The organism is Acinetobacter sp. AM (genome assembly GCF_003105055.1).
Lineage (GTDB): Bacteria > Pseudomonadota > Gammaproteobacteria > Pseudomonadales > Moraxellaceae > Acinetobacter > Acinetobacter tibetensis.
In genome coordinates this window covers 110,167-129,365 of sequence record NZ_QETG01000003.1, presented here as the reverse complement: position 1 = coordinate 129,365, position 19,199 = coordinate 110,167, and the positions used below count along the sequence as shown (strand labels likewise).

19 protein-coding genes are annotated in these 19,199 nt (G+C 42.5%); 9 read left to right on the top strand and 10 right to left on the bottom strand.

The window, feature by feature from the left end:
• Positions 1-4: 4 nt before the first annotated feature.
• Together pdxH and recJ are read left to right on the top strand one after the other, a co-directional pair.
• Entirely contained in the window at positions 5-661 is a 657-nt protein-coding gene (gene pdxH, locus DCO44_RS02940) for a pyridoxamine 5'-phosphate oxidase (RefSeq protein ID WP_116759121.1), read from the top strand.
• A complete protein-coding gene (recJ, locus tag DCO44_RS02935) occupies positions 662-2,362 on the top strand; it encodes a single-stranded-DNA-specific exonuclease RecJ (RefSeq protein WP_116759120.1) in 1,701 nt (566 codons plus the stop codon).
• Between the two features lie 60 nt (positions 2,363-2,422).
• Here the strand turns inward: recJ and DCO44_RS02930 are convergent, their stop codons facing one another.
• Both DCO44_RS02930 and DCO44_RS02925 read right to left on the bottom strand, forming a co-directional pair.
• The gene (locus DCO44_RS02930; protein ID WP_116759119.1) at positions 2,423-3,199 is read right to left on the bottom strand and encodes a putative porin; all 777 of its coding nucleotides are present in this window, start codon (positions 3,197-3,199) and stop codon (positions 2,423-2,425) included.
• A gap of 309 nt (positions 3,200-3,508) precedes the next feature.
• Positions 3,509-3,997, bottom strand: coding sequence for a putative porin (locus DCO44_RS02925; RefSeq protein ID WP_116759118.1), 489 nt, complete (start codon positions 3,995-3,997; stop codon positions 3,509-3,511).
• Positions 3,998-4,090: 93 nt separating this feature from the next.
• Here DCO44_RS02925 and prfB point away from each other — a divergent pair.
• From prfB to DCO44_RS02900, 5 genes are all read left to right on the top strand, one after another.
• A protein-coding gene (gene prfB, locus DCO44_RS02920; RefSeq protein WP_116759117.1) for a peptide chain release factor 2 occupies positions 4,091-5,186 on the top strand; the annotation gives its coding sequence in 2 pieces (ribosomal slippage) (positions 4,091-4,162 and positions 4,164-5,186; 1,095 coding nt in all).
• A 141-nt stretch (positions 5,187-5,327) separates the two neighbouring features.
• Positions 5,328-5,627 carry an ArsR/SmtB family transcription factor gene (locus tag DCO44_RS02915; RefSeq protein ID WP_016168823.1) on the top strand — a complete coding sequence of 100 codons (300 nt, stop codon included), beginning with the start codon at positions 5,328-5,330 and terminating at the stop codon, positions 5,625-5,627.
• Positions 5,628-5,653: 26 nt separating this feature from the next.
• Positions 5,654-6,733: an alkene reductase gene (locus DCO44_RS02910; protein ID WP_116759116.1), complete on the top strand. Its 1,080-nt coding sequence runs from the start codon at positions 5,654-5,656 to the stop codon at positions 6,731-6,733.
• Between the two features lie 99 nt (positions 6,734-6,832).
• Positions 6,833-8,113, top strand: a complete 1,281-nt coding sequence (locus tag DCO44_RS02905) for a 3-deoxy-D-manno-octulosonic acid transferase (RefSeq protein ID WP_116759115.1) — start codon at positions 6,833-6,835, stop codon at positions 8,111-8,113.
• Between the two features lie 221 nt (positions 8,114-8,334).
• A complete protein-coding gene (locus DCO44_RS02900; protein ID WP_116759114.1) occupies positions 8,335-9,042 on the top strand; it encodes a 16S rRNA (uracil(1498)-N(3))-methyltransferase in 708 nt (235 codons plus the stop codon).
• On the opposite strand, the gene DCO44_RS02895 is transcribed toward DCO44_RS02900, so the two are convergent.
• Together DCO44_RS02895 and DCO44_RS02890 are read right to left on the bottom strand one after the other, a co-directional pair.
• Positions 9,022-10,008 (bottom strand): mechanosensitive ion channel family protein, encoded by a 987-nt coding sequence (locus DCO44_RS02895; RefSeq protein WP_116759113.1) that lies wholly within the window; start codon positions 10,006-10,008, stop codon positions 9,022-9,024. The two genes, DCO44_RS02900 and DCO44_RS02895, sit on opposite strands and share 21 nt — an antisense overlap.
• Before the next feature lie 105 nt (positions 10,009-10,113).
• On the bottom strand, positions 10,114-10,695 hold the full coding sequence (locus DCO44_RS02890) for a DUF805 domain-containing protein (protein WP_116759112.1): 582 nt from the start codon (positions 10,693-10,695) through the stop codon (positions 10,114-10,116).
• A gap of 290 nt (positions 10,696-10,985) precedes the next feature.
• On the opposite strand from DCO44_RS02890, the gene acs reads away from it, so the two are divergent.
• The gene (gene acs, locus DCO44_RS02885) at positions 10,986-12,929 is read left to right on the top strand and encodes an acetate--CoA ligase (RefSeq protein WP_116759111.1); all 1,944 of its coding nucleotides are present in this window, start codon (positions 10,986-10,988) and stop codon (positions 12,927-12,929) included.
• A 125-nt stretch (positions 12,930-13,054) separates the two neighbouring features.
• Here the strand turns inward: acs and DCO44_RS02880 are convergent, their stop codons facing one another.
• From DCO44_RS02880 to msuE, 5 genes are all read right to left on the bottom strand, one after another.
• Positions 13,055-13,669 (bottom strand): riboflavin synthase subunit alpha, encoded by a 615-nt coding sequence (locus DCO44_RS02880; protein ID WP_116759110.1) that lies wholly within the window; start codon positions 13,667-13,669, stop codon positions 13,055-13,057.
• A gap of 61 nt (positions 13,670-13,730) precedes the next feature.
• A complete protein-coding gene (locus DCO44_RS02875; RefSeq protein WP_116759109.1) occupies positions 13,731-14,564 on the bottom strand; it encodes an SDR family NAD(P)-dependent oxidoreductase in 834 nt (277 codons plus the stop codon).
• Entirely contained in the window at positions 14,561-14,971 is a 411-nt protein-coding gene (locus DCO44_RS02870; protein ID WP_116759108.1) for a DoxX-like family protein, read from the bottom strand. The genes DCO44_RS02875 and DCO44_RS02870 overlap by 4 nt, the downstream gene beginning before the upstream one ends.
• Before the next feature lie 143 nt (positions 14,972-15,114).
• Positions 15,115-16,212, bottom strand: a complete 1,098-nt coding sequence (gene sfnG / locus DCO44_RS02865) for a dimethylsulfone monooxygenase SfnG (RefSeq protein WP_116759107.1) — start codon at positions 16,210-16,212, stop codon at positions 15,115-15,117.
• A gap of 27 nt (positions 16,213-16,239) precedes the next feature.
• Positions 16,240-16,971, bottom strand: coding sequence for an FMN reductase (gene msuE / locus DCO44_RS02860; protein ID WP_116759106.1), 732 nt, complete (start codon positions 16,969-16,971; stop codon positions 16,240-16,242).
• Between the two features lie 372 nt (positions 16,972-17,343).
• Between msuE and DCO44_RS02855 the strand changes: the two genes are divergently transcribed.
• Complete coding sequence (locus tag DCO44_RS02855) at positions 17,344-17,994, top strand: response regulator (protein ID WP_116759105.1); 651 nt, start codon at positions 17,344-17,346, stop codon at positions 17,992-17,994.
• Between the two features lie 64 nt (positions 17,995-18,058).
• Here DCO44_RS02855 and DCO44_RS02850 read toward each other — a convergent pair whose 3' ends face one another.
• Complete coding sequence (locus tag DCO44_RS02850; protein ID WP_116759104.1) at positions 18,059-18,826, bottom strand: hypothetical protein; 768 nt, start codon at positions 18,824-18,826, stop codon at positions 18,059-18,061.
• Positions 18,827-19,199: the final 373 nt, after the last annotated feature.

Genomic DNA, 19,199 nt, shown 5'->3' with positions numbered 1-19,199 from the left:
TGTAATGAGCGATTTAATTAAAGATTTAAGTGAATTGCGGTTGAGTTATCAAAAAGGGGAATTGCTTGAGTCGGAGGTTGAACAGCATCCGCATGAGCAATTTCTCAATTGGTTTAATATTGCCCTAGAGGCGCGTTTACACGAACCTTATGCGATGTATTTGGCGACAGCAAATCGCCAAGGACGTCCACATGTCCGTACAGTACTGTTACGCGGTGCAACGGAAGCAGGTTATGACTTTTATACCAACTATGACAGCCAAAAAGGCTTAGATTTGGTTGAGAACCCTTATGCTGAGCTGTTGTTTTACTGGCCAGAATTGGAGCGCCAAATTCGTGTCAGTGGTCGTGTGGAAAAAATTACCGAAGATGAAGCAACCGCATATTATCGTAAGCGTCCACGTGACAGCCAGATTGCGGCACATATCAGTACGCCACAAAGTGGTGTCATTGCCAGCCGTGATGAGCTTCAGCAACGGTTTCAGAATTTGCAAGATCAGGTGGTGGATCAGCCTGAATTGGATAAGCCTACTTTTTGGGGCGGCTATCGTTTACAGCCAGATTATTATGAGTTTTGGCAAGGACGACCAAATCGTTTACATGACCGTCTGAGTTATGAAAGAATCGATGGTATATGGAAATTACAACGACTGATGCCTTAAATGACACAGATACAAATTAAACAACGACCTTATTTAACACGCCCTGAAAATATTCAGGGCGTGTCGCCTTTTATTGCACAAATTTTGGCGCGCCGTGGGGTGCAATCGGAACAAGAACTTGAATTAAAGCTGAAACATCTTTTAGCACCGAATTTAAAAGGATTGCCTCAGGCAATTGAATTGCTTGATCAAGCGATTGATCAGCAAAAAAAAATCGTGATTGTCGGAGACTATGATGCAGATGGTGCTACCAGTACGGCATTAATGGTTTTGGCATTGCGAGAAATGGGCGCACAAGTGAATTATCTGGTGCCTGACCGTTTTAAATATGGTTATGGCTTAACTCCTGCGATTGCAGATTTAGCTTTTGCCAAGTTTCAGCCTGATGTTCTGGTCACGGTGGACAATGGGATTTCTAGTCATGCGGGTGTCGCTCAGGCACAAGCGCACGGGATGCAGGTGGTGATTACCGATCACCATCTCACCACCAAAGAGATCCCTGCTGCTGAGGCCGTAGTGAATCCAAATCAATTGGATTGTGAATTTCCAAGTAAAGCCTTGGCAGGGGTCGGGGTTGCATTCTATCTGTTGGCAAATTTAAGTAGTGGCCGTGCTCAGCAAGGTAAATCCAGTGCCAAGATTGCACAATATCTGGATTTGGTGGCTTTGGGGACTTATGCGGATGTTGCTGCACTGGACTATAACAACCGTATTTTAGTAGATGCAGGCATTAAACGGATTCAGCAACAACAGTGTCGCATTGGGATTTCGGTTTTATTGGAACTTGCGGGGCGCGATGTTGCACAACTCAAAGCACAGGATTTAGGCTTCGTCTTGGGGCCACGGATTAATGCTGCGGGACGCATGGAAACCATGGACATTGGCATTGAATGTTTGTTGGCAGAGGATTACAGCACAGCATATCCTTTGGCTCAGCAATTGAATCAGCTGAATGTGGAACGACGTCAGGTCGAAACCCAAATGAAGCAGGATGCTTTAACCGCTTTGGCACAATTCAAACTTGAGCAGAGTGAAACGCCTGCCGCGTTGATTCTGTTCGAACCGCATTGGCATCAAGGGGTGATTGGGATTGTGGCGGGGCGCTTAAAAGAACAGTTCCACCGTCCCGCGATTGTGTTTGCTACCGATGAAGATGGTGAGCATATTAAAGGTTCCGCCCGATCAATCGAAGGCATTCATATCCGTGATGCTATAGAAACTGTGGCAGAGCAGTTTCCACATTTGGTTAGCCATTTTGGTGGGCATGCCGCAGCCGCAGGATTAACCATCAAGAAACAGCATTTCGATGAATTTAAGCAGCAGTTTGTTGAGCTGATCCAAACGATGGATGAGGCACTGTTTCAAGCCACTTTATGGACGGATGGCATATTACCGACCGAGGCATTGAATTTAGATACGGTTCATCTACTACAAAATTTAACCCCTTGGGGGCAAAAATTTCCGTCCCCCATCTTTGAAGGGCAGTTTCAGGTGTTAGATTATCGCTGGTTAAAGGAGGTTCACTTGAAACTTCGTCTGGCTTTGGAGAATGGGCAAGTGGTGGATGCCATTGCGTTTAATGCTGCGGATAAATTCAGCTTTGATCCAATGCAGTCTGCGGTACATTTAGTATATGAGTTAGAGCAGAATAGTTTTAATGGGCAGGTCAGTTTGCAATTGCGAGTGTTGCATTTACAATAAAAAAACCGCTGAATTCAGCGGTTTTTTAATACTCATCTAAAATGATAATAACTTTGGCAATTAGAAGCGGTATTTCGCTGCTACACCAAATTTGTTGTAGTCATTGTTACCAACTTCACCAAAACCTACACGACCTTCAAAGCTCACTTGTGGAGTAAAGAATTTACGTGCATTTACACCGAATTCATTGACATCGTTTAAGTCATTGCTGTAGTAGTCTGCACCTACACTGAAGCTTTTATCAATGAAATAGTCGGCAGCAAGGTTGTATTCGTCTAAGTCACCAAAAGCAGCGCCTGCTTCAAGGTTGATGTCTTTACCATTGCTGAGTTGAGTGACATATTTCGCACGGATTGTAGGGTCTACACCGTCATCATGGTCATTGTCATAACCTTTCAGACCAGCAGCAACTAAGAAACCAGGTGCTGGTAAGTAACCCACTTCAGCACTGTAAAGTGTGGTGTCAAAGTCAGGACTATTCTTGAATTTCACATCTTGACGGCCAATATTACCGCTCAAGTAGAAATCTGAGTTTGGAACAAAGTATTCAGCACCCACGCCATAATTGTTGACTTCGTCATCACCTACTTCGTCATACTGATATTTTGCGTTAACGTTACTTGCACGGTCTAAGAATGCTGCTTCTGCAAGTGGTGCATTACGGGTTTGAACTGGATTGAAGTAATACGTGCCATCTACACCAAAAGAACCGCTTGAGCTGCCGTTATCAGGATCGATTAGTCCAGCAGAAGCACCTACTTCGGCTTGGTATGCATGAGCTGTTCCAGTCATGGCAATGACAGAGAACAATGCTGAGGCAATTGCTAATTTTTTCATGGAAAAGACCCCTCTGAAACTTGGCTAAAAAATAAATTAATTTTTTGTTACACTTTTAGTCTAGGGCAAAACTGAATTGCGTCAACAGCGCGAAGGTTACGGAATTGTTTCGAGCGTAATATCATGTAATTACTTTTCTTTAAGAACCTGATATATATTTAATTTAATAATTGTAGTGATTTATTAAAATTGTGTATTTTCTATGAATAGCATACAAAATGGTGAAATAATCGACGAAATTGTAAGCGAAAAATACTAAAAAACACGCCCTTCAGCGTGTTTTTTGAAAACTTTAAACGTCAGAAAATCTTAAAAACGCAGTGTTGCATTTAAATTAAAGCCTTGCACATCATCACCAAAACCCACTGCACCACCGACAGCAAAGTTTGGATTAAAGAAATATTTAGAGCGAACTGAGAAGACGTCGATATCCTCGCTACCATCATCTTCTATGTTATAAGCCAATCCAAAGCTAAAAGCAGGATCAAAATAATAATCGGCCGCTAAGTTGATATTGTCGACATCTCCCCAAGCAGCATCCGCTTCAAGATTTATAAACTGTCCTTGACCAACAGGAGCAACATATTTGGCAGCTAGTGCAAAACGGTTATCGTCATTGTCTTCATCTCCTTGGTAGCCATCAATTCCTGTAGCAAGGAGTAAGTTAGAGATTGGCATATAACCGACTAAGGCGAGGTAGGTCGTGGCATCATAATCTTCTTTATATTTAGCGCTACCAAGCACCGATTGAATTTTAGTTTCATCTTTTGCTTGCCCAAAACCCACTAGCGCCGTCAATTCCTAATTGCAGGCAGTGGCTAAAAATCTCTAAATGCTCTGTGCTATAATTGAGGGCTATTTAAGCTAATTATTGATTTGAGAGTAGCTCCCGTGGAAATTAATCCGTATTTAAACCAATTAAAAGATTTAAACGACCGTGGTCAAACATTACGGGGGTATCTTTGACTACGATCTAAAGAAAGAGCGTTTAGAAGAAGTTCTGCGTGAATTAGAAGATCCTGCAATTTGGAATGACCAGAGCCGTGCACAGGCCATGGCCAAAGAAAAAGGCGAACTTGAAAACGTTTTAAATGTGTTGGATGGTTTGACTACACAACTTGAAGATGCACAAGCCATGCTGGATTTGGCGGTAGAAGCCGATGATGAAAGTTTGTTGGCAGATGTACAAGCTGAATTATCTTCTGCTGAAGAAGAACTGGCAAAACTTGAATTCCGTCGTATGTTCAGTAACCCAATGGACCCGAATCCATGCTATGTGGAAATTCAGGCAGGTTCAGGCGGTACAGAGGCACAAGATTGGGCTTCAATGCTGTTGCGTATGTATATGCGCTGGATTGAACGCCATGGTTTCAAAGCTGAATTGATGGAAGAGTCGGGCGGTGACGTGGCTGGGATTAAGTCGGCAACGATTCGTGTAGAAGGTGAGTATGCTTATGGTTGGTTACGTACTGAATCAGGTGTGCATCGCTTAGTGCGTAAATCGCCATTTGACTCAGGTAACCGCCGTCATACCTCATTCTCAGCGGTGTTTGTCTCGCCAGAAGTGGATGACAATATTGAAATTGACATCAATCCTGCGGATGTACGTACCGATACCTACCGTGCTTCGGGTGCAGGTGGTCAGCACATTAACAAAACTGACTCTGCGGTACGTTTAACCCACGCGCCAACAGGTATTGTGGTGGCGTGTCAGAACCAGCGTTCACAACATGCCAACCGCGACCATGCATGGAAACAGTTACGTGCAAAGTTGTATGAGCTGGAAATGAGCAAACGTAATGAAGCTGCGCAAGCATTGGAAGACTCCAAGTCGGATATTGGTTGGGGTAGTCAGATTCGCTCATACGTTTTGGATGACTCACGCATTAAAGATTTACGTACCGGTGTTGAAAACTCGAATACGGGTGCAGTATTGGATGGTGACTTAGATAAATTTATCGAAGCCAGCTTAAAGCAAGGCTTATAAGTCAAGTATCATCAATAACTTAGACAAGTTTGATGCAGTTTTTTACAATATATCTAAAATATTCGATATAAAAATCGAAAAAATACGATATATTAAAGAAAAGCTGAATCAAGCTTGCACATGATTGAACCTGTCTGAACTATGGATATTGATTTAATTTTTAAAGCATTGGCGAATCCGACCCGTCGACAAATTTTGGAATGGTTAAAACATCCTGAACAGTTTTTGTCGAGTGACGAATGTGGTGACTTCAGACGAGGCGTATGTGCGGGGCACATTGAACGTTTAGGTAAAGTCTCGCAATCGACCATGTCCAATCACCTATCGGTGCTCCAGCAAGCAGGTTTAATTCAAGTCGAAAAATATGGGCAATGGTCTTATTTTTCCCGCAATGAAGCCTTGATTCAGCAATATATCGAACATTTGCAACGTTCACTTTAATTGAAAAAGTGGCGATCGAGGCGACTATGGCTGAACTGAATACTCCTTTAACTTTGGGTGATCTGCACTTAAAAAACCGCGTGATTATGGCACCGTTAACCCGTAGTCGTGCAACAGCAGACCGCGTACCAACTGCCATGATGGCGGAATATTATGCGCAGCGTGCGAGTGCAGGTTTGATTATTTCTGAAGCAACCGTGATTTCGGAAGAAGCCAATGGTTACTTGAATACACCAGGGCTGTTTAATGAAGCCCAAGTTGAAGGCTGGAAACAGGTCACTCAGGCGGTACATGCCAAAGATGGCTTAATTGTGGCGCAATTGTGGCACGTAGGGCGTGTATCGCATCCTGATTTACTCAATGGTGAAACCCCAGTTTCAGCAAGTAATGTACAACAGAAAGGCTATGTCAGCTTATTGCGTCCAAAACGTGAATATGTGGTGCCACGTGCTTTAGAAATTGTGGAAATCCAAGCCATTATTGAGCAATATAAACAAGCTGCGATTCATGCCAAAGCAGCGGGTTTTGATGGCGTTGAATTACATGCAGCCAATGGTTATTTGATTGACCAGTTCTTGCAAAGCTCTACCAATTTACGTGATGACCAATATGGTGGCAGTGTTGAAAACCGCGCACGTTTGTTATTAGAAGTGGTCGATGCGCTGATCGAAGTTTGGGGTGCAGGTCGTGTTGGGGTGCATTTGGCACCGCGTGGCGATGAACATGACATGGGCGATGCCAATCCACGTGAAACATTCGGTTATGCACTCGAAGAATTGGGTAAACGTAACATTGCCTTTTTCTTTACCCGAGAATATTTGGCTGATGACAGTATCAGTACTTACTTGAAACAGCGTTCAGGTGGCGTACCGTTGATTGCTAACATGCGTTTAAGCCGTGAAGATGCGATTGACTTATTGGCAACAGGACAGGCAGATGCAGTGTCTTGGGGTAAAGATTATATTGCCAATCCAGATTTGTTTGAGCGTTTGGTTCAAGATGCGCCGTTGAATGAACTCAAATTAGAAAATATGATTGGGACAGATGTAGCAGCAGGATATATCGATTATCCAACTTTAGCTGAAACTGAAACAGCGGCGGTTTAAATTGCTTTTCGGCTAAATTCACGACAAGATAACAGCGCAATTTACCCAATGTGATAAATTGCGCTGTTTTATTTGTAATTGTTTTTTCGGAGCACGTATTTGGCTACTCCTTTTTGGTATAACGCAGCACTCGCAATGATTAAACCGCTGTATCAATGGCGAATCAAAAAACGGGCGCAAGATAAAGGCGCTTACCAACAAGAATGTCTTGAGCGTTTTGGGCCATTTCAAACGCCGAAAAACCGCAATGCGCTATGGTTCCATGCCGTTTCAGTCGGAGAAACCAATGCAGCACAGCCCTTAATTGAACACTATTTAAAACAAGGTCATCCTGTCTTGGTGACCAACACGACTAAAACAGGACAGGCACGCTCTAAGTCGCTATTTAATAAAGCACCGTATGATGCTTTGTTTCAAGCGGTGTATCTTCCTGCCGATCAAAAGGGTTTGGTACAGGCTTTTTTTCAAAAATATCAACCGAAGATTTTAATTCTAGTTGAAACTGAATTATGGCCAAATTTATTGGATCAGGCACAGCTCTTTAAGGTTCCCTCGATTCTGGTGAATGCACGTCTCTCGGAAAAATCGGCACAAGGTTATGCCAAAGTATCGGGTTTAACTCGCGCGATGTTACACGGGCTAGACCAGCTCTTGGCACAAGACCGAGCAACGGCTGAACGCTTTATCCAATTAGGTGCAGCTCAGTCAATAACACAGGTAGTGGGCAGTATTAAATTTGATATTCATGCACCTGAATTGTTTGTCAAACAGGCGGCTCAACTAAAACAAGAGTGGTCACTTGCTGGGCGGAAAATTATAACTATTGCCAGTACCCATGCACCCGAAGAACAGAAATTATTAAGTGCTTTAAAACCATATTTAGATGCACAGCCTGAACTGTTGTGCATTGTGGTACCACGGCACCCTGAACGTTTCGATGAGGTCTTTGCAATTGCACAAAGTTTAAATTTAAACACCGCTCGTCGAAGTTTAAAGCAAGAAATAGTGGCGGATAACCAAGTCTACTTAGCTGACTCAATGGGTGAATTGTGGTTATGGTACGCCTTATCGGATGCCTGTTTTGTTGGAGGTTCACTAAATGAACCTGGCGGTGGACATAATATTTTAGAGCCGATTGCCTTAGATGTTCCGACCGTATTGGGGAAAAACTATTTTAATTTCCAAACCATCGTTGATGAATTTGTACAAGCCGATGCTGTTAAAGTGGTTGAAACTGCGGAGCAAGCCACTGTCGTGCTGATGCAGTTATTAGAAGATGCTGAGCAAGCCCAACAGTTGAATCAAGCAGCACAACAGATTATGCAGTTGAATAAAGGCTCTTTAGCAAAGCATATTCAAGCAATTGATGGCTATTTATAAGCTCTCGTAATTTGAAAAGTGGAGGTGGCATGGATGCCACCGTTAGGCTGTGGTATAGGGACATACCATTAGCCTAACAGAGAGTTTTGCCTACTTTTGCTCTTTCAAAAGTAGGGTAATGCCTACACAATGGCTCTAAATTTATAGAGTGATTTTTGCGGCTATGAATGAAGTTTTTGAATATTACGAGTTATTTCAATTTAAATTAGCTGCATCATCTTATGAATATCGTGCTTTTAGACCCTCGCCAAACTCTATCTGAAGTCTGGTCAATTACATCCACTCGCCAGTTAGCGCACTTACGTACCCATCTGAATGTACAGGTGGGTGATCGCTTGAAAGTCGGGATCCGTGAAGGGCAACGTTATTTAACCGAAGTCCTGATGGTCAGTGATAGTGTCATTCAAGTGAAACCCATTCAGACAGAACCTGTCCCTGCGAAATTACCTGTCACTTTAATTGTGGCGATGCCACGTCCGAAAGTATTGCGACGTTTAATCATGGATAGCGTGACGATAGGGGTGGAAAAAATAGTATTGCTACACAGTTACCGAGTAGATAAAAGCTATTGGCAAACCCCTTTTTTACAGCAGATTGATCAATACGTGACTTTGGGATTAGAGCAAGCGGGCGATACTGTTGCACCGAAAATTGAAATTTATAAGCGTTTTAAACCTTTTGTGGAAGATGTATTACCCACGTGGATTAGGGCTGAAAGACCTGCCTATGTGGCGCACCCATATGCGGACATAAGTATGCCAAATGCGATTACACATGCGTGTACTTTGTTGATTGGTCCAGAAGGTGGATTTATTCCTTATGAGATTGAGCTACTCGAAAAAAACGGCTGCCAAGCGGTGAGCTTAGGCAACCGAATTTTAAGAACGGAAACCGCAATTTCCTACATTTTAGGGCGTTTGTTTACCTGAAGTTTCGGACTTCATGTAAGGCAGGTTTTGGTCACGATGGACTTTCACTTCCTGTACTGGATAAGGAATGTTAATGTCGTGTTCATTAAAGGCACGTTTGACTTCGGCCTGAATTTCACTGATTGATGCTGCAATATTGGTTTCTGTGGTATCAATCCACCAACGTACGGTGAGATTCACTGAAAAATCAGCCAACGCACTGACATTGACCGTAAAACCCGGTTGGCTCAGTACATTACGATTTTTATCTAAAATTGCAGTAATAATATTTTTGGCTTTTTGTTCATCGTCATCATAGCCAATACCCACCATAAACTCGCAACGACGACGTTGGTAGGCGGTATTCACTGTAACAGGACTGGTATAGACGGTTGCATTTGGGATCACAATACGGCGCCCATCATTTGAGCGTAAGAAGGTCGCGCGAATCTGAATATCTTCGACGGTCCCTTCCATATTATTGACAATAATATCATCGCCTATGCGGAACGGTTCACCCAGTAAAATTAGAATACCTGACAGCATATTCTGAAAAATATCTTTGAAAGCAAAACCGATTGCTACCGAACCAATCCCCAAGGCACTCATGAGTTGCCCAGGTGTAAAGCCCGGAATGGCAATGACCATGGCAATGAGAAAGCCAAAGAAAATAATGATACTGGTTCCAACACGATTGAGTACCAACACCAAATTTTGACGCGTATACGAGCGATTTTCTAAAGTTTTACGAACAAAGAACTTAAAGACTTTAGAGAGCAACCAGAAAATAACAAGAACAACTAAGGCAATACAGAAATAAGGTACGCGCTCCCAAAAACTAGCCATGATTTTATCAATGGTGGTGTAGGCGTCATTATATTTCGCAGTATGTGCAATCACGGTTTCAGCCGTTTTCGCACCTGCTTCTTGTATCATTTGAGAAGTTCCCTGAGCCACATCGCTCAGGTTGTGTTGTTGTTCTGCCACAGGAGATCCGAAACAATTTAAATTTGTCGCTATTTTGCCTGAAAAGTGCCAGAAAGATAACTGAATGCAACTGAAGTTATACAGCTTTAACTATGTGGATAGTCGTTAAAAATACTCAGTGCCTTTTTGAATCACTTCTTGCGGGGTTTCCAGTTCACCAGCTCCCATCATATAAGAAATGAAACTTCCAGAAGCCATGAAACTTAACACAAATAAAATGATCATCAGCCATGCTAGAATTTTTTCCCAAACAGGCGTCGTGCGCGGGGTACCGTATTGATTTAAACCTGCTGTACCTGAAGCCAATAATACATAAAGTGCCATAAAAAAATTAATCAGAGGAATGAAGAACAACAACAGCATCCAGCCTGATTTATTCAGGTCATGAAGGCGACGGATCATAATCACCCAACTAAAATAAAAATACAGTATGAAAATGACCCAAAAACCGAGTCCAGCCACGCTTAAAAAGGTTTGTAACAGATTACTTTCTAAAGAATAGGTACTGAAATTAAAAATTCCGAGGAATAGGCTTAAGGCCAATGTGGCAAAAAAGGTGATTAGATTGAGAAAACCACTCCAAGCAATCAAGCTCAGTCGACCAAAGCGCCCTTGCATAGACAAGGGATTCTCATTTTGAGGTGAGACATTGCGTGAGAAAAAAGGGGATGTTTGCGGAGTGCTCATAGGCTGTCCCAGTGTGGATTCGGTAATGAAATGGTGCATTTTGCAAAAGCAAATACAGGGCATTTCAGGAAAATTATAAGATGAATTTAAGTGCCAGACACTGATTCATCGAAAGTTTTTCTAGAACTTAGATTTCATCTTGTGAATTTAAGCTGTATAAATAATATACGACCAAAGCATGATTGCAGTGTCTAAAAAAGAGCCGTAATACTGCCCAGATGCAGCAATAAAAAATCTATAACGTGGCATGCATCTCGTGATGAGATGAAAAAGATCAAGGAAGTATGAATATGAAAGAAGTCTATCCTGTTCCAGAAGAATTTAAAAAAACTGCACGGACCAATGAAGCCCAATATTTTGAACGTTATCAGCATTCCATTGAGCATCCTGAAGATTTTTGGGCAGAGCAAGCTCACAAACTGGAGTGGATCACCCCATTCACCCAAGTCAAAAATACCAATTTTGATAAAGAGAACTTTAAAATTGAATGGTTTGCCGATGGTGAATTGAATGTCTGTGCCAACTGCTTAGACCGACATTTAAAAGAACATCCGTATAAACCTGCCATTATTTGGGAAGGTGATCATCCTTCACGGCACAAAATAATTTCTTATCTGGAATTGCACGATGAAGTGTGCCGTTTTGCCAATGTCTTAAAGAAAAATGGCGTTAAAAAAGGTGACCGCGTGGTGCTGTATATGCCGATGGTCTCTGAAGCCGCAATTTCAATGTTGGCTTGTGCACGTATTGGTGCTGTACATTGTGTGGTCTTTGGTGGTTTTTCTCCTGATTCTTTAGCCAGTCGAATAGAGGATAGTCAGGCCAAAGTCGTGATTACGGCTGACTCTGGCATGCGAGGTGGCAAACCGATTTTTCTGAAAGAGAATGTTGATGCTGCTTTGAGTTTGGCAGGTACAGAGTCGGTGCAAAATGTCATAGTGGTACACCGTACAGGCAATCCGATTGAGATGAAACCACAGCGTGATTTGTGGTATCACATGGAAATTATGTCGGTGAATGACATTTGCCCGCCAGAACCCATGAAAGCCGAAGACCCGTTATTTATTTTATATACCTCAGGTTCGACGGGGAAACCGAAAGGGGTATTGCACACCACAGGTGGTTACTTGACCTATGTGAACAGTACGTTTCGTGAAGTATTCGATTTAAAACAAGATGATATTTTTTGGTGTACTGCCGATGTGGGTTGGATTACAGGACATTCCTATGTGATTTATGGACCACTTTCGAATGGTACAACCACGGTCATGTTTGAAGGTGTACCGCAATATCCGAGTTGGGCACGTACGGGGCATATCGTCGATAAGCATAATGTCACCATTTTATATACTGCACCTACGGCTATTCGTTCTATGATGCGTGAGGGCGATGCCTTTGTGCGAGAGAGCGATCGGAGCAGTTTACGTTTATTGGGTTCAGTGGGTGAACCGATTAATCCTGAAGCATGGAACTGGTATTACACCGTTGTCGGCGAAAGTCGCTGTCCGATTGTGGATACATGGTGGCAAACAGAGACGGGCGGTATTTTAATTTCCCCATTACCTGGTGCAACGGATTTAAAACCAGGCTCTGCTACACGTCCCATGTTTGGAATTCAACCCGCTTTGGTCGATGCAGAAGGCAAAGAATTAGCAGGTGAAGCCGAAGGGAATCTGATTATTAAAGATTCTTGGCCGGGACAAATGCGAACCATTTGGGGCGATCCCGCTCGCTTTATTGAAGCCTATTTCTCGACTTATCTGGGCAGTTATTTTACGGGCGATGGTGCAAGACGCGATAAAGATGGTTATTACTGGATTACCGGCCGTGTCGATGATGTGTTGAATGTTGCAGGGCATCGTTTGGGTACGGCTGAAATTGAAAGTGCCTTGGTGGCACATGAAGCGGTTGCCGAAGCCGCCGTGGTGGGTATGCCGCATGAAATTAAAGGACAGGGCATTTGTACATTTGTGACCTTACAAGCCGATGTTGCTGAGTCGGAAGAATTGAGAGCCGAGTTGGTGGCGTGGGTGCGCAAAGTGCTCGGTCCGGTTGCCACACCCGATGCTTTACATTGGGCACCTGCTTTACCCAAAACCCGTTCAGGTAAAATCATGCGTCGAATTCTAAGGAAAATTGCCGCGAATGAGTTGGATAGTTTAGGGGATACTTCAACCTTAGCCGACCCACAGGTGGTAGAGGTTCTGATTAAAGAAGTATATTCAAACGGCTAAAATTGGTCTAAAAAATACCGTCTTAAGCAGACGGTATTTTTTATTTCAGAATAAGTAACTAAAAGGTTGGGATTGCGCTATAAAAATGTATATAGGGTGCAGTCCAATTAGATAGAAGAGCTATCTTAACGCTGATGGATGCTTTCTAAGGTATCAACCATCGTCCGTGTCATCTGATCAATTTCATAATTGACCGCATCGCCGACTTGTACCGATGCCCACGTGGTCAGACGCAAAGTTTCAGGAATCAAATCAACTGAAATTTCATGGCTGTTACGATCAACACGGTTGACGGTGAGGCTACAACCATTCAGACCAATAAAACCTTTTAAGAAAAAGTATTTGATATTGCCTTCTGGAATGTGAAGATCCACATGCAAAGTCTCACCGTGACGGCTCAGCTGCTTTACCGTAGCCGTTCCTTCGATATGTCCATACAAGTTGTGTCCCCCATTTTCCATCCCGACTTTGGCTGAACGTTCGATATTCACCTCATCACCTGCCTGTAAAGTGCCTAAAGTGGTCAGGCGTCGAGTCAAATCTGAGACATCAAAATGGACTTGATTGGCGGTAAGATCGATGTGCGTTGCAGTTAAGCAGGTGCCATTGATGGCTACACTTGCACCGATGAAGACATCGTGAAAAAAGTTGTGTGTATTTGAAACCACAAGGGTGCTAAAACTGTCGCCTTGACGGACATCTAGAACTTTCTCTAAGCCTTGTACGATACCTGTGTACATCAGAAGTATTCCTAATTCGGGGGTTCTGTTTAATGTAAATGATCTATAACTTGATGTGGCATTATTTTGAGTTGAGATGTGCTAAAGCTGTATCTTTGATGGGATTTCGACGCCAATAATAGGGCTGTAAAAATCGGAGCAACAGACGTAATGGCGTCATCCATACGATTCGACTATGGCGACGTTTATTCTCTAAAATCCGTTGAGCTAAATAGCGACAGACCACTTCGGGAGGATCGATAATAAACAAAAAAAGTCGTTTCATTTTGTTCCAGTGCTGAACATTGCCATTTTGCCATGAGGATACCAGTAGGTCGGTTACCACCATTCCGGGACTGAGAGTACCGACTTGAATGTTGGTCTGTTTGGTTTCTTTAAACAGTGCTTGACTAAAGTACCCTACGGCACGTTTGGTGGTGGCATAGGTAGTCATGCCTGCACTCCATTCACCTCGAGTACCCCAACCTTCCATATTCAAAATTTGACCATAGCCTTGTGCCAGCATGCCGTTTAAGGCCACTTGTGAGCCGAACATACTGCCTAGAATATTGGTTTGAACCACAGTCTGTATGTCTGCTGCTGCGAGATCTTTAAAGTCTAGTGTCGCTGTACAACTGCCTGCATTATTAATCCAAATCTGAACAGCACCAAATTGTTGAATGGCTTCATCCCAAAGCGTTTGTACTTCATGGATCTGCGTGACATCACAAGTGACAGCATGAATCAGCGCAGCGGGAAAGCGATGCCGTAGCTGTTGCAGGGTGCGCTGTAAATCTGTGCTATTTCGCCCAGAAATCACAACGGCTTGTTGCTGTTCCAAGAAGGCTTGAGCTAAACCCAAGCCAATACCTTTAGAACTGCCTGTAATGACGATGCAACCTGATTTTGAATTCATATTGATCCTTTACTTTGTGAACTAAAGGAAGTCGCTTCTTGGTTGTGAAGCATACAATAACAAACTGATAGACTGATCATCGCAAGGTTCATGACCACAGGATTAAAAGCACGAATGAGACTGTTTGGGATCAGAAAAGTGACCAATGCGAATAAAAACACTAAGCTAAAGATACTGAGGTAATGCAGATATTTACTTGAATTAAATAGTAACAATAAAGCAAAAACACACTCAAGCGCACCTGAGCCCTGACCGGCCAGTTGGGCCTGTGCGTAGGAAAGCCCAAAAGTTTGCCAAATGGCAATTTCATCGGGATTGATAAAGAGGATTTTAGGAATTAGACCTTGATAGCCCCATAAAAAGGCCAAAGAGAGGTTAATGAATTTGGAAGGTTGAGTATTGTTCATATAAAGTGGTTGTTTTTTACTTTGTGCGGATTATACACCAATAAAAAAATCCCCTAAGCCGAGCCTTAGGGGAAATTTGGTGTTGCCATGTTATGGTTGTTATCGGTTTATGAAATCAGTCTGCTTAAAGTGTAATGCAACAATTAAGCAGACTTTGCTTGTACACGCTGTTGTGTTTCAAGTTCACGAACCAAGGGCAACACCTTTGCGCCGAAGTATTCGACTTCTTCAATAAAATGTAAGAAGCCAGATAAAATCAGATCTACCCCCACTTGTTTTAATTCAATAATGCGTTGAGCAATTTGTTCAGGTGTGCCAATTAGATTGGTTTTAAAACCATCGTTGTATTGCACCAAATCTTCAAAAGTCGATTTTGCCCAGTTGCCTTCGCCTTCAGTGGTTGAGGCACCTGCTTCACGTGTGGCATCGCCAAAGGCATGTACAGCAGGAATATTGGCCTTGGCAATAATTTCCTGTAATACCGCTTGAGCCTCTTGTTCTGTATCACGGGCAATAATGAAGGCATTTACCCCAATTTTGACCTGACGTTGATGGGCTTTGGCTTTCTCTCGAATATCATCAATTTGTTTTTTCAGTTCTTCGACGGTATTACCATTGGTGAAATACCAGTCCGAAACGCGGGCGGCCATGTCACGCGCGGCACGAGAGCTTCCCCCTTGAAAGATTTCAATATGAGGGTGCTGCACAGGCTTTGGTTTTAAGGTGTAGTCACTAAATTGGTAATAACGGCCTTGAAAACTAAAATGATCCTGCGTCCAAATCCCTTTGAGGCTCCGAATGAATTCTTCTGAACGGGCATAACGCTGATCATGTTCAGGCCATTCCTCACCAATCGCATCAAATTCGCCTTTAAACCAACCACTGACCACATTAATCGCAATGCGTCCTTGCGATAAGTGATCAATGGTGGCCAATTGTTTTGCAGCCAAAACTGGTTTCCAAGGGCCAGGCAAAATCGCAGCAATCACTTTGAGCTTTTCTGTTTTCGCCAAGAGACCCTGACTAAAACTCACCGATTCATGTTGATTTTCTGCACCATAACCTGCGGTAAAGCGAATTTGGGTCAGCGCATAAGCAAAGCCATTTTGTTCAGCCGTTTGTGCCAAACGGACATTGTAGTCATAGCTCCAGTCGGTACGCTGTTCAATGTCACTAACGACCAAGCCACCACTGACATTGGGCACCCAATAGGCAAAAAGAACGTCATTATGTTGTGTCATGCGGAGACCCTCAGAAGGTTTTAATTTTTATGCAACATGGCTGTGTGGTGTTTTCTTTGCATGCAGCCGAGATTCAGCAGCATCTAAACTTGGCACTGCGGCAGAAGGTAAAACTTCGGCTTGCTCAATTTGCCTGTTAATGCCCAAAGTTTGATTGGCATGTTGAGTTTTTTCTTTGATGACATCGGCACGCTGTCCTTTGGCTGGCGCCCATTCCAAAATTGGTAAGGCACGTGCAACAGCCAAGGTAATCCGGTCACGCAGCAGTTCACTATGAATGGTATATTCTGGAGTGAAATCACGGTCTGTGGCATACACGCCTATTGGGAGCGTTTGCGCTTGGAAAAAGCTAAACAGTGGACGTAGTTGGTGCTCCAGCACCAAGGCATGACGGTCGCTTCCCCCAGATGCAGCCAGTAATACAGGCACATCCACCAATGCGGTTTGCTCGATAAAGTCAAAGAAATGTTTGAAAAGTCCAGTAAATGAAGCGCGATAAACCGGTGTGCCTACAATTAAGGCATCAGCTGCTTCTACCGCGGCTAAGTCATCTTGCACACGTTGTGGCAGTTGATTGCGGTAAATCGCACCACCGAGTAGATGCCCAATTTCGCTAAACTTAATGAAATGTACATTGATTGGGGTGGCTTCGCCCAGTTCATTTAAAATTTCTTGTACCAAAGCCTCAGTTTTAGACGGGGTATTTAAACCGCCTGACACAGCAACAATATTGAGTGGTTTTTGCAGTAAAGTAGACATAAGGACAGCCCTAAAGTGTTGTGTCTCGGAATGGGCTTATTTATCTAATATCTGAACTTGGTCTGTAAAATAAAGAAATAGCGTTAAGTTATCTGATTTTAAGATATATCTAAAAATGCTGATTTTTGTAGCGACAATTCGAATTAATTGGTTGAATTATCAATTTATATTGCAAATGAATAAGGATTTTTAATTTGAGAATTAGATTTATAGTAAATTCAGATTTGTTTTTCGACTTTTTTGAAAAACCGCATGCCGACGATTTCCCTATTTTTTGTAGTTATTTAAAAAATAGTTAATATTTGCATATCCTTAAGGGCACATGTATGGTTAGAATAAGAATTACTGTGCACTAGATCTCTTACGCTGCTTATGAATATTTTAATCGTTGATGATCATCCGTTGTTTCGTCATGCTTTGATTCAAGCCGTTCGCTATAGCTTACCGCAAGCCCAAATTAATGAGACAGCCGCAGTAAATGAATTTTATGAACGTTTAGAAAAAGGTCCTGAACCCGATTTGGTCTTGTTGGACCTGAATTTGCCTGGTGCATCAGGTTTTTCTGCATTGGTTCATGTCCGTGCACAACATCCTTCACTGCCGATCATTGTGGTTTCTGCGCATGAAGAAGTGTCTATTATTCAGCGTGCCATTGCGCATGGTGCCATGGGCTATATTCCGAAGTCAGCGCATCCGAGCCATATTGGTGAAGCGATTCGCCAAGTTTTAGAAGGTGAAATTTGGTTACCCCCAAATTTACCAAGCAATATGACTTTTGATCCGCGTGCAGCAGATGAAACTGAATTGGCAGAGCGTATTCAATCGCTGACCCCACAACAGTTCCGCGTGTTAATGATGGTTGCGGAAGGTTTGCTCAATAAGCAGATTGCTTATGAACTGGATGTATCAGAAGCCACCATTAAAGCACACGTGACGGCCATTTTCCGTAAATTAGGGGTACAAAATCGTACTCAGGCGGTACTGGCGATTAATGCTTTGAATATTGATGAAAAGAAAATGTGATGCTGTGAAGCACAAAAAATAAAGACCTATTAGAGGTCTTTATTTTTGTCTATATAAAACTGTATTAAGCCAAACAGTCTTGTTTGTATATGGTGTTGTCACAATAAAGTGGATTGAGTGCACATTCCAATTCATCAATTTGATCTTGGCTAATATAACCTTTCGATTTTAAATATTCTGCGACGCGATCATCTCTTAAACTCAAGAATGCAGCGTCATAGACGCCCAAATCTACAAACAATGCAGCGGTTTCTAGACTGTTAAAGCGGTCAAGATAGATTTGATTGTCATACATGAGGAAGATGTGATCGTATGGGGCATTTACATCGACCATCAACCAATTTGCCAATTCAATCGGTGGCGTTTTAATAAAGAGTAGATCGGACAGTTCATCAAATTGGCTGGTGTCCAACTGGTCTAAATTAGTTTTCACTTTACCCAACCATGCTTTGAATACCAGTACGGCACCACCACGAAGTAACATGCTCCAAATTTGGTGACGAATTGCAGGACTTAAACTGCGTGTTTCGGCTTGGAGCACTTGTAACAGTTTTTCTTCCTGTTGTATCAGTTTTTCAAAGAGTCCTAGCCCTTGTGGTTTATATTCGGCAGGGGTAAACACATCAAAATTGAGTTCGTCAAAAACTTGCAGTGCAAGAGGGACAGCACTTTGATAGAGGGTATTCAGCGCTTCAACATGAGTGGGGGTAATTTTACTTTGTTCAAAAATATGATTCCAATCAATATCGGGCAATAGTGCATTTACACCATAAAGTCGATGAAACTGTTGTGCTTGATGTAAATCATGTGGAACCATGTCAGAGATGTTCATGGAGGTCTCCTGAAAGCTTGTGCAATGTGGGCGAGCATTGACAATTGAGCCATTCGTCTTGTGAATTTTTTGCTCGGGGAATGACCTCATTTATGGAATTTCTGCTTTGGAAAATGTATAAGACTAAAGTCGTATATGGTGGAAAATAAGTAATAAATATCAATAAAATGATGAGGTTGAAATTTTGTAACTAAGTGTACAACTGTACATTAATGTAACCTGAATGAATCTGCCATAGCCAAAAAAATAAAATGCGAGAATGACTCCCTAATTTTTTGTAATTTTTTTATTTTCAATCATTTAATTTTATATAAAGCGATTGGAAATGGCGTGGACTAAAAACTTTTGCCGTTGTTGAGGTCATATTTGGCAT